Annotated in this window: 9 protein-coding genes; 3 read left to right on the top strand and 6 right to left on the bottom strand. The window is 42.5% G+C overall.

All coding sequences use genetic code 11. The features are described from left to right. Positions 1-49 precede the first annotated feature (49 nt). A complete protein-coding gene (gbdR, locus tag I8J31_RS07410) occupies positions 50-1201 on the bottom strand; it encodes a choline metabolism transcriptional regulator GbdR (RefSeq protein WP_199467658.1) in 1152 nt (383 codons plus the stop codon). Positions 1202-1526: 325 nt separating this feature from the next. Further along, on the bottom strand, positions 1527-2654 hold the full coding sequence (gene gbcB, locus I8J31_RS07405; RefSeq protein WP_199467657.1) for a glycine betaine monooxygenase reductase subunit: 1128 nt from the start codon (positions 2652-2654) through the stop codon (positions 1527-1529). Between the two features lie 281 nt (positions 2655-2935). On the opposite strand from gbcB, the gene gbca reads away from it, so the two are divergent. From gbca to I8J31_RS07390, 3 genes are all read left to right on the top strand, one after another. Then, positions 2936-4204 (top strand): glycine betaine monooxygenase oxygenase subunit, encoded by a 1269-nt coding sequence (gene gbca, locus I8J31_RS07400; protein ID WP_199467656.1) that lies wholly within the window; start codon positions 2936-2938, stop codon positions 4202-4204. 315 nt (positions 4205-4519) lie between these two features. After that, the gene (locus I8J31_RS07395; protein WP_199467655.1) at positions 4520-5053 is read left to right on the top strand and encodes a YbhB/YbcL family Raf kinase inhibitor-like protein; all 534 of its coding nucleotides are present in this window, start codon (positions 4520-4522) and stop codon (positions 5051-5053) included. A 49-nt stretch (positions 5054-5102) separates the two neighbouring features. Next, the gene (locus tag I8J31_RS07390) at positions 5103-5882 is read left to right on the top strand and encodes an AraC family transcriptional regulator (RefSeq protein ID WP_199467654.1); all 780 of its coding nucleotides are present in this window, start codon (positions 5103-5105) and stop codon (positions 5880-5882) included. Between the two features lie 13 nt (positions 5883-5895). Here the strand turns inward: I8J31_RS07390 and I8J31_RS07385 are convergent, their stop codons facing one another. From I8J31_RS07385 to pssA, 4 genes are all read right to left on the bottom strand, one after another. After that, a complete protein-coding gene (locus I8J31_RS07385) occupies positions 5896-6492 on the bottom strand; it encodes a transglutaminase-like domain-containing protein (protein ID WP_233402649.1) in 597 nt (198 codons plus the stop codon). 437 nt (positions 6493-6929) lie between these two features. After that, positions 6930-7427 (bottom strand): L,D-transpeptidase, encoded by a 498-nt coding sequence (locus tag I8J31_RS21205; RefSeq protein ID WP_369122885.1) that lies wholly within the window; start codon positions 7425-7427, stop codon positions 6930-6932. A gap of 791 nt (positions 7428-8218) precedes the next feature. Beyond that, positions 8219-10354 (bottom strand): NHL repeat-containing protein, encoded by a 2136-nt coding sequence (locus I8J31_RS07380; RefSeq protein WP_199467653.1) that lies wholly within the window; start codon positions 10352-10354, stop codon positions 8219-8221. A 386-nt stretch (positions 10355-10740) separates the two neighbouring features. Further along, positions 10741-12078 (bottom strand): CDP-diacylglycerol--serine O-phosphatidyltransferase, encoded by a 1338-nt coding sequence (gene pssA, locus I8J31_RS07375; protein ID WP_199467652.1) that lies wholly within the window; start codon positions 12076-12078, stop codon positions 10741-10743. Between the last annotated feature and the right edge of the window lie 185 nt (positions 12079-12263).

Genomic DNA, 12263 nt, shown 5'->3' with positions numbered 1-12263 from the left:
CCTTTTTATTTTTAACAATGTATTAGCACACAGCCGTCGTGCCAAGGTCTCACATAGCCACAGAACCATAACTCGGCTCAGCATGGGCATTGTTTAACGCTTCTTTAGCATGGGCCATGTAAACACCCTCACCTTGTAGCGGCTCAGTTCCACCATGTAAATCAGAGGTTTCAACAATAATACCAGCTGGCGCTGAGATATTACCTGCCGTCCACGCCATCTTGCGCTCATCTCGTGGGGAAACACCAATATGTTTACGGTAACATCGGCTAAAGTGTGGTGTTGAGATAAAGCCGCAGGCCATTGAAATTTCGACAATCGACATACTCGACTGCTTGAGCAATTTGCGCGCTCTTTCTAAGCGCAAGCGCAAGTAATAACGAGATGGAGAACAGTCTAAATGTTTATGAAACATGCGTTCGATTTGACGGCGGGATACATCTACAAACGTCGCCATTTCATCCAGCTCTATCGGCTCTTCCAAGTTATTTTCCATGAGCTCAATCACATCTACTAACTTAGGTGTGCAAACACCCGCTTGATTAAACTGACGTAACGGCATGCGCTGTTGATCAGATTCATTGCGGATTCGTTCGCAAATAAACATATCGGAAATAGCATTAGACAATTTCGCGCCATGTTGTCTGGCGATCATATTAAGAAACATATCCATGGGCGCAGTACCGCCAGATGACGTTAGCCGATCACCGTCAATAGAAAACAACTGATTATTGCACTTCACCTTAGGAAAGGCTTCTTGCAACGCCGTCATGCACTCCCAATGTACACTGCAATGATAATTATTGAGCAGTCCAGCGTACGCCAGCGCATAAGCACCGGTACAAATGCCACCTAAACGCACTCCTTGGCGAGCAAGCTTCGTTAGCCAAGACACCTGCTTAGAGGTAAAAGTCCGTGTGATATTTAAACCACCGACAACAACAATAAGGTCAAATTCAATAGCATTCTGGATTGAATAATCCGGTGTCAGGTTTAAGCCATCACTGGCCGTAATAGATTGACCATTCTCAGAAATAAGACTCCAACTATATAGCTCCTCTGCCGCCAATTGGTTAGCCATACGTAACGGCTCAATAGCAGAAGCTAAGGCGATCATAGTGAAGTGATCAAGCAGTAAAAAACCCACCTTAGTCGGCTTTTTGATGTCTGAAGCAAGGAATGAATGATTATCCGCTACCATATTAATGCCCTCGTTGTGCTTAGCTGTTTATCTAATGTGGCTTTCTCAGCTAGTTTGCCCCTAGCCTGCTCCCAAGCTTAAGGAAGGCAAAAACCAGACCACATTTAATAACCTGCACTTTTTATTATTTAAGGAAACACAAGATCAATCACTTTCTTCTATAAAACAAACTACTTAGTATTATTAAGAATAAGCTCCTGACAAGACTAAATAAAATGGCCTATAAAACTAAAGGACTACGCACTAATATAGACCCAAAACGCCCTTTTATTGAACGCTTATTTAATAAAAATTAAAATATTGTTATCTGGCACCCTTTAAATGCCTAATACTCGATCACCACATCCGACTTAGCCACGGTACAACAAGACAGCACATAACCGTCTTCAACATCCTCATCGGTAATACCACCGTTATGCTCCATCAGTGTTTCACCCTCTTTCACCAATACTTTACAAGTACCGCAAATCCCCATACCACAGGCTTTGGGTATCATCACATCTAATTTGGCTGCGGCATTATGAAGGGTTTCACCTTGGGTAATTTGAATGCTCTTACCGCTATTCGTAAACTCGACTCTTAACAAATCTTCCTGATTAACTGCTTCCGCTTCAGCCAGCGCGACTTCCGCTTGCTCAATGGCATCTTCCACTACGGCAACAGGCGTTTCACCAAAGGATTCTTCATGATAGTGAGACATATCAAACCCTCTTTCTTTAAGAAGGTTCTTCACAGCTTTCATATAAGGTGCTGGGCCGCAGCAGAAAATTTCACGTTCCATAAAGTCAGGAGAAATCATCTCCAACTTGGCCTCATCTAAATAACCACGGTAACCTTGCCAAGGCAGACCATTTTCCATTCGCTCCACAATCAAATACAAACCGAAGTTATCTAAACGCGCCGCCATGTGATCCAACTCACGAGAAAAAATCACATCACGGGGAGAACGCGCACTGTGTATAAAGGTCATATCGACCTCGGCGTTCGTATCAAACCACCAGCGTGCCATCGACATTAAGGGGGTAATCCCTACACCGCCTGATAACAAAAGCACTTTCTCCGCGGCAAAATCAATACAGTTAAAATTACCAACGGGGCCATGCACCGCCAGCTCTGTACCAACTGTCATATTGTCATGGAGCCAGTTTGACACCTCTCCACCCGGCACACGTTTCACTGTAATCGAAAAGCTGTAAGGCACAGAAGGCGAACTCGAAATCGTATAGGAACGCATGACCTGCTTATTCTCGATCTCTAGCTCTAACGTCACAAATTGCCCCGGCTTAAAAAAGAACATCACCGGCTGCTGAGCCATAAAGCAGAAAGTACGCACATCCCAGGTTTCATGAATCACCTTAACGCAACGCACGTTATGACGACCGTTCATCCACGTCTGAGTATTAACGGGCGCCATGTAATCAACATTTGCACTGACAGAAGTTGAATCGGTCATCTTAAAATCCTTAAAGGTAAAATAGTTACAATCGCTTTTCGAGCCATTTTGGGTCTAGTTGATTTACGCCAGTTAACTGTGAACGACAATTACTTGCTCGTTGCAGTCAAACCTAGAATACATCGACCATAGCGAGTCGATTTATGTATCACCCTGTGTCGTGAATGGTCATTTCTTTTCAGCATGATTCAGCGACTATAAGCTCGTGCTCTCATAACGAGATAACAACAAAATTCGGTGACATCCGCCCATCAATCTTTTTGTTAGTAAGGTCCAGAAAGATGAATCAACACGATCTACTCAATGTTCGCCACACCTCAGTGGATGAAGCGAAAGCCGCCATGGCCGATTTACTCGAAAAACGCCCTAGTAACCACTCCCTCGATGCACCGCTTTATAACGACCCTCATATGTTTAGAGCCGACATGGAAGAGATTTTCCAGAAAGAATGGCTGTTTGTCGGTATGACCAGTGAGATCCCCAAAAAAGGCGACTACTTTACCGTCGAAGTAGGTCAAAACCCCGTGCTAGTGGTTCGTGATGGAGAAGGCAACGTCAATGCGTTCCACAACACCTGCTCGCACCGTGGTTCACTTATTTGTACAGAACATAGAGGTAAGGTTGCCAATCTCGTTTGCCCTTATCATCAATGGACCTACGACTTAAAAGGCAATCTACTGTTCGCCGGCACAGAAATGAACAAGGACTTCGACAAAGCACAACATGGCATGAAGCCGACTTTTTGCAAAACAGCAGGAGGATTTATTTTCGTTTGTTTAGGAAAAAAAGCACCGAACGATGAGTTTGACGAATTTTTAGAGACCCTTAAACACTACATGGAACCCTACGATGTAGAGAATACAAAATTGGCTGTTGAATCAACCATGTATGAAAGAGCAAACTGGAAACTGGTATTAGAAAACAACCGAGAATGTTATCACTGTTCAGCCAGCCACCCTGAATTACTCAACACACTATTAGAATGGGATGACACAGAAGACCCTAGAGCACCACAAGATTTCCTAGACCATTATGCAGAGCAAGCAGCAAAATGGGATGCAGAAGGTATTCCTCACAAACTTGCTAGCTTTGGGTCTGTACAGAGAAACCGAATTGTTCGAATGCCGCTTAAAAAAGGCACTAAAGTCATGACGATTGATGGAGACAAAGCCAGTAACAAAAACCTAGGTCGAATCAAAAACGCTGAACTTGGCTCTATGCGTATTCTGCACCTTCCTAATTCTTGGAACCATATGCAATCGGATCACTTTATCGTCTTCCGCGTATTGCCCGTCTCAGCACAAGAAACGATTGTGACGACAAAATGGTTTGTCCATAAAGACGCAGTTGAAGGGGTAGATTACGACCCAGAAAACCTTCGTAAAGTCTGGGATGCCACTAATGAGCAAGACAAGGTACTTGGGGAGCGCAATCAACTCGGTATTAACTCCATTGGCTACCGACCCGGCCCTTACTCAGAAACCTTTGAATTCGGTGTGATTAACTTCTTAAACTGGTATTCAGATACCATGTTGAAACACCTGAAGTAAAAACATCCCCCAGTAGCAATAACCCTACTGGGGGCATAGATACGATACAAATAGATCATGCCTACATAGACATAACTCTATTTAGCACTACTAATTTGAGCCTCTACTCTACAACCTCTCACATTTTATGTAAGCATTAAATGAACTTATAAAAACATGCAGCAATGATCTATAAGTCTCATAAAAAGTATAAAAAACTTAGATTTTGATACTTTTTATCGAGATACAATAGCCTATCTTCCCTACTATAGAACTCGATTACTTCAATCACTTTTTCAAATTGATCAACACATATCAAAATAACGGGAGTTTTATATGAAAGTAATACAACTATCTGCCTTGATCGCAGGCGCAGCTATATCAGTCAGCAGTTATGGCTTCGAACTCACCAGCAACGACATTCAAGAAGGCCAAAAAATGCCACAGACTTTTGAATTCTCTGGCTTTGGTTGTCAAGGTGAAAATGTGTCTCCGCAATTGGCTTGGTCTGATGTACCAACAGGCACAAAAAGCTTCGCCATCACCGCTTACGACCCAGATGCACCAACAGGCAGTGGCTGGTGGCATTGGGTAAGTTTCAACATACCAGCCAAAGTAACCACTCTAAAGCAAGGTGCTGATATGAAAGCACTGGGAGCAATTGAATTAAAATCCGATTATGGCGTAACAGGCTTTGGTGGTGCCTGCCCTCCTAAAGGTCACGGCATGCATCGCTATCAGTTCACTGTATGGGCATTACCTGTAGAAAAGCTCAATTTAGATAACAATGTATCCGCTGCTATCGTCGGTTACACTTTAAATAGCATGGCAATTGATAAAGCAAGACTCACAGCGACTTATAATCGTTAATCTAACTCCTGTTGTAATACAGAGATAACACTCAAAACTAGGGGATATGATGGCAAACTGCATCAAAATCAACCATATGTATGGCCTACACACGCAGCGACTGCGTAATGTCGCCATTCATTCCCCTAGTATTTTTTGGGTAAAATCCGGTCACAAACTGCTGTTCTGGCAAGACAGTGAGCTGACATTGGATTCCTCCAACCTGTTACTGGCTCGCGCCAACCAACAACTCACCTTTGAAAACAAACCTGAACGAGAAAGGTTTTCTTCCGTGCAATTTAGCCTGCACCTAACACCACCAGAAGACATGCTAGAACGGAGTGTTAGCCTAGCTGAACACAACGACTCTCCCCTCTATGTACCAAACAAAAACATATTCCACACCTTAGAAGTATTTGCCCATTTCAACTGGAACGAACTCAGCCACAAAGCGCAAGAATTCTGGCTACTTGGACTTTATCAGCAACTGGCCGAAGCAGGAAAATTACATCGATTATTCGCAAGCCACACCCTTCCCTTTGCCCAAAAACTCAGCGACTACCTGATACAAGAACCGGGGCAAGACCATCAATTAAACAAGGTAGCAGAACACTTTTCTATGAGCAGAGCGACCTTCATCCGCCGCCTCAAAAAGGAACAGACTCAATTCAAAGACATACTCACCCAAGTTCGAATGAACCATGCCCTTAGCTTAATGCAACAGGGAAAACGCCAACAAATCGACATCGCCCTACGCTGCGGCTACCAATCACAGGAACGATTTAGCCAACGTTTTAATCAACAATTTGGCATTACGCCAAAGCAGTATTTAAAAACATTAACAGAGTAACTACGCAGTAAACTCAACCAACATTCGCAATCACTTCCACATCCGGCAAGTTGGCCAACACATCTTGGTAAGTTTTTTCTTTGGTAAGTACATCCACTACAACATCCAATGGCTTAGCCCACACCTCAGGTAAATCCGCTTCGCCTTTTCTATCAGTGGAATAAGCCAGCATTTCAACAGGAGGGCAAAAGTCCGCTGTTACACCTTCTTTGTTTCCTCTCGCATCAACTCGATACCAACCGATGTCTTTTAGGTACACGGCATTTAACCCATGAAGACAAAACGGAGGCACATCGGTGATGGTCAACCGCTGATAACACAGCCCTGTAGGGATATTATTAGCCCGAAGCAAGGCTGCAAGAAGGTGGCTTTTTGCGTAACAATACCCTGTACCATGTTTCAGCACATCCGATGCTTTGCAAGTAATGGGGTTTAGTTTGTAGTCTGAACTGTGTTTGATTTCATCTCGAACAAATTCAAAGCACTGACGAATAATGTCTTCATCATTCGATAAACCATTTGATAAAGGCTTCGCCTTAGCAAATACTTCTGGCGCTTCCCAATCGATGAATTCAGAAGCTTCTAGGTACTTTTTGATATTATTTAACATAAGTATTTTTATCAATTACAACAAGCAACCTTTAGAGTGTAGTTTGTCTTGCGGATTATTTTTTAATCAAATATAAAAATTCGCTTACCTTTTTACAAGGCAGCATATTCGCCTTTCTTTGCCATTAGATCTTGGTGCGATCCCGTTACAGCAATATATCCATTATCCAGTACGACAATGGAATCAGCCATGTTTACCCTAGAAAACGATATCTCTCACATCTATAAACGATAACCCCATCATTGCACTTTTCGGCGATTTGACCGAGCTTCAATCGAATAATTTCCGCCGCCTTAAGCGAAAACAACCCACACGCAAAATACAACCGCCAAACAAGATGACAATAGCTTATTTAGCAGTGGAGCAAGACGTCAATGATCAAACATGCGGCCTACGCTACTACAACTCTGCGTGCAGCATTTTCCATCATACGTTTGCTATGCGCAGTGGACGGAGGTCGAACCAAGGGCGAAGACAGGATCCCGCCAAAATGACGACTGCTCATACAACCTAACCGCGTCACCAACCTGAATGGAATCAAAAAATTCCTTGGAACGCGCGTCAGGAATTCGTATGCATCCTGCAGATGACGATCCGGGAATGAGCTCCTTCTGGCCATTCACAATATGATGATCACTATGGAATCCTATTTGCCGCCTCGGGCAAAACACAGCAAAGTTAAGAAGACCATGGGATGGCGTCGGCCCATCAAGTCTTACTGTAATCTTGTGAAGATGACACCAGCCAGAATTTCGGGCCATATCCTTCGTGACTGGCCCCCAAATTATGTCTGTGAATTCGACATGTGTAGAACCAGACTCGGTTCTTGTATAAACACGAATGGCGTTCTTTGCGAGGTTGACGTGTATTTCTCGGTCTTTTGTACCAACATCACTATAGCCTGCTAGGCAAGGATCAACTGATTCATCCTTCATCTCCGTTTTGGCCATTACTGCCTCCATTTATTGAACAGGGTAATTGTGATATTGAAGTGTGATAACGCTTTTAGCTGGTGTGCGCGTTAGCGCATCACTTACTTATGCTGGTTAAAACTATGATGGCACACACTGACGATAAAACACTGTGCGAAGCGCGAGCCTAGCTTTAACGGATAAATAGAATCGAAAGGATGATTGAAGCTTCCGATGCTACGATTTTTACTATCGGCAACCCTTGCCGACCGACAGAGTTTGCCGTTTATCATCACGATTGTAAATGTTAAAAAAGCAAAATTTTCCTAGTAGGTTAATTAGATAAACTTAATGCAGAGCCACCTTTATAGCGACTCCAGAACTGAAGTTAATAGTCAACTAAAAAATGCAGGGGCCGCATTTTAACGCTTTACTAAACGACAATAGACAATAGACAATAGACAATAGACAATAGACAATAAATTATTACGATGGCCATTCTATTTAATCCCTTTTCTTCAAAACACAGAGGGACAACTCATACTAAAAGCCTTAATGTTACTAACTTCTTAATATGTGTATCTGATTAAATCTTAATTTTACTATGAAGGCAAAAAACTACGATATACATAAAGATTAATAAGTCACCCATTAAAAAATGCAATTACAGTAAATTAAGGGGTCGGAGGTACATGTAAATTATTCTCAGGTACCGCCGCCCCCTTTAACTGTTCACTTAATCAAAGGCTACTTATAGATTTGTGATCACATTCTGTCACTTAGCCACAGCAATATGAACTGCTAATAATAGCTTTCTAATCACTTACCTTCTCGAAGACAAGTACTTTACTTGTACTTGCAGAGAGCTCCCCTCCAGATTCCATAACATATATTTTCCCTTGGCTGTCTGCGGCTACATAACCGGGGTCGATCATATCATTTGCAAACTGGGTCAGATAGTTACCTTCCTCATCAAAAACCTGCACGCCCACATTAAAGTATCTAGGCCGGCCAGAATGATACCAAGGCTGATAGGTTTCAGATACGTAAACATAGCCCTGATCGTCAACGGCTATACCAAAAGGGGTTCGTAATTCTCCACCTCTGCTAGGACTATTCTCACATGGCAGACCGGGCTCTGCGCCAATCGTTCTCTGGTAGTTACCAGAAAGGTCAAACACTTGCACCCTACAATGTCCCGCATCGACTATGTACATTAAATCACGGTTTTTATCAATCGCAATTCCGGTACTCTGCTTTAAGTGGTTATTATCTCCAATTGAGCTAGATGTGCGGTAATCAATAAACAGTGAATGTGTAAATGTCCCATCTTCTTGGAGTGCCAACTTACGAATATAGCCGCCTCGGTGAACAATATAAAGATTCCCCTCACTGTCAATATCAGCATCGCTGCCTCTACAATCAGATATAGTTGTGACTTCCCCACTTACTTTGTTAACAACTCGGCAGCTTCTATCATTAGCTATGAATAAGTCTCCTGCTGTTGTTTGAGTAAGGCCAAATGCATATTCGGTATCATCAATGTCGAGTTCGCGAATCAAACTTCCAGTCGCTGAAAAAATATCTATACCGCCATGCATGGCTATTATTTCCGAACCATCGGAAGAGACAGTCAAGCCATTCGGAGTGAACCAATCCCGTCCTTCTCCCAATACTTTAGAAACACTAAATGGTGACGCAAAAAAAGCGTCCCGATCATCTTTATGAAAGGCTTCAATGTAAACGGTATCGGATAATGCACCTGAATGTGCGGAAAAATAATCGTCTAGATTAGAACTAGAATAAAATAGAGTTGACAATTCAGCCATATATTCTTTGTCTGAATAAAGTCTTAATGCGGTATTTCGACCAATTTTGATTGATTCTGCATAGTTTGTAATGGCTGCTGTGTCGTTAATAGAGTCGCCAATACAAATTTCTGAAATTAGGTTTGAATAATCTATATCGTTGTAAAAAGCTAGGCAGTTGTCTTTCTCATACCATTCACTTTCCGAATAGTTCTGAGGTAAACTGGTCGGATAATTATTCGAAGTTGCTTCATCGACTTCCATCCATTGCCTGGCTGCATCGGCATAATCTACATGTCCCATTTTCATACCCGTTTCTTTTAGAGGCTCATAGAAATCGATACTTTGAGGGAGATGCCCTTGGTTAACAAAGTCTATAATTTGTTGCCAGCTTAACACCATGTTTGCGTTAGTAAAAAAGCCTGAGTTATTTCCGCACATAATTGAACCTGCGTCGTCTGCAGTTGATATATAAGGAGGTACTTCTTCACCATCAATAAAATTAAGCCAACGATATTGTGCTCCATTAGCATACCCGAGCGCAGAGTAATCCACATTCGGATCGCAACCGCCATGGCCTAAGCCCATTGTATGGCCAATTTCGTGGCTAAACGGAAGAGTGTGGTTGTATGGAAATGATGCTGAATCCCCAAGTGCATTGTTCCAAACTCCACTATGTATCACCGCAATTTTATCGGCACCATAAGCAGCTCTCAGGTTTAAAAGCCACATAAGCACATGGGTGCCGTTAGAGCTATCTGGGTATCGGTTTGTTCGAGCATAGTCGGCCTCCGTTACATAGTGCTTGCCTGCGTAGCGCAATTTAGAGGTAGTGATTTGGCTACGCTGAAGATCATCATTTGTTTTATTAATATGCCGAAGTGCGTACTCATCTGGGTCAGCAGCGTCCGCTTCGAGTAATGACTTAGCGAGAGGCGTAAAAACGAATAGAACATCAATCAGAAATTTTCCGTCCGAAGATATATTCGAATATCGACTAGCCGTATTATTAATGACCTGACCAGTATTATTAGCGGAAAGATTTATGGTTACATTAGATATATCATTTTGCTCTTCGCCAAAACAACTTAGCGAAAGACTTAAACAAAAAAAGCTGGGGATTATTTTTTCTTTTAGTTTCATTGTGCAACACCTTCCTTAATGTTTTAATATTAAAACCAATATGCACTTAGGACAAATGCATTAATAGAATGATAGATTTTTTAGTAAAAGGCTATTATTTTTTTTCACTTAATTTTAATACCTATCTTAATACTCAGTTTCTGCTTTTAATAGGTTTAAATAAATACACCCTTGTATAGCCATATTTTAGTCTTCTTGGCCTGTGCGTATTAAATAACGATCACACGACCAATAGAGCGAAATAATGCTTATAGATACAAAGTATTTTAATGGCAGGCACGTCACTTGATGAATACGGTATTTGAATGGAGACAGAGAATAACGATAACCCATCCTCCGCCTTAAAAGCCAAAAGAACTAAGCCCTCGCCGAACAAGACCAAGTTGTTACAAGATGCGTTTTAACAATCGATCCGCCCTTGTGCGCAAAACCTTCTTCAACAGTCGCTGTATTTTGATTGGGTAGTTAAGCAGCTTTTCTAATTGGCGATAACTGGTAATGCGTTGGGTGTGTTGAAAAATGCTATCGAACTCAGCGGTAAATTTCGCTTCTAGGTGTTTGTGCGGATCGTCAATCAATAGGCCATTTTCCAGATCCAGCGTCCACGCCCTAGGGTTAATATTATTGCCCGTTAGTAACATGGTACGACGATCGACCCAGAGACCTTTCAGGTGATAACTGTTGGTATCATGCTTCCATAGGTGAATGGATAAATCCCCCGATGCAATGTGCGTCTCATTGCTTTTGGCGAACTTACGAAGATTAATTTCATATAAGTAAGGCAAGCCACCAATCGCCTTAAAAGGCCGATCAGGAGCAATATAAAAGTCATTAGCGGTTTTATCCCCCACTATAATATGCACCTTTACACCACGCTTTATCGCCGATTTCACGGCTTTTACCACCACCCTAGGAAAATTAAAATACGGTGTGCACAGCAGTATTTCTTCACTGGCGGTGTTCAATAAGCCAACAATCTGTTGATTCAGCACATTGTGGCGCCTGCCTACACCGGTCAAGGGCGTCACCGCAACCTGATGATCGGCAACAGGCTGATGCTCTACGTGATAGGAAGACTTGCCCAAAGCAACACGAAAACGACGAATATCGGTTTTGAGTTCCTTGGTGGTGGGAAGTGGCAATTGAGAAAGATTGTTGACCGCTGGGTGTGCAATCATCTGTTCACGGATAAAACCAACCATGCTGTCGGCAAGGGCTTTGTTCTTCATAAGGTGATAGCGGTCTAGTCGGTATCTGTCTTGATAATGCAGATAAATATTGTTCAGACTTGCACCGCTATAAATCACCGTATCGTCGATAATAAAACCCTTAAGGTGCAATACGCCAAAAACTTCTCGTTTGCGAACAGGCACACCATAAATCGCAATAGCATGCTGGTACTTTTCAGCGTATTCCTGATACATGGCAGCATTGCCTTGGGTGTTATCCGCGCCAATCAAACCTCGTTGGGCGCGGTGCCAATCCACACAAATGGTAATATCTAGCGCTGGAGTACGCTGCTTGGCTTCATAGAGCGCCGTTAATATTTCTCTGCCAGCATCATCGTCTTCGAGGTAAAGCGCGACCAAATAAATTCGACGGGTCGCCTTTTCGATGGCTTCAAGCAGGTATTCACGAAAACGACGAGCGGATGACAAAACATGAAATTGTTCTGGATCGATAGCGAAAGTGGGTAATGGACCGAGTAACTTTCTGAAAGGCATAATGTTGATGTTCTACTTGTATATTGCAATGACACGACTGTAACAAATTTATCGTTGTTTTTACTAGAAAATAATGGTGATCAACGCATTGTGTCAACTGTCACCCAGACCATAGAAACCTTCACACCATGCCTCCATATGTCTCAGATAAAACGCAAAGAACCTATTTCAACAAGAGTATTAAC

It is taken from the genome of Marinomonas transparens (genome assembly GCF_016463975.1).
GTDB classification, from domain to species: Bacteria; Pseudomonadota; Gammaproteobacteria; order Pseudomonadales; family Marinomonadaceae; genus Marinomonas; species Marinomonas transparens.
The sequence above is the reverse complement of the archived record's forward strand: the minus strand, read 5'-3'. Positions and strand labels throughout refer to the sequence as shown.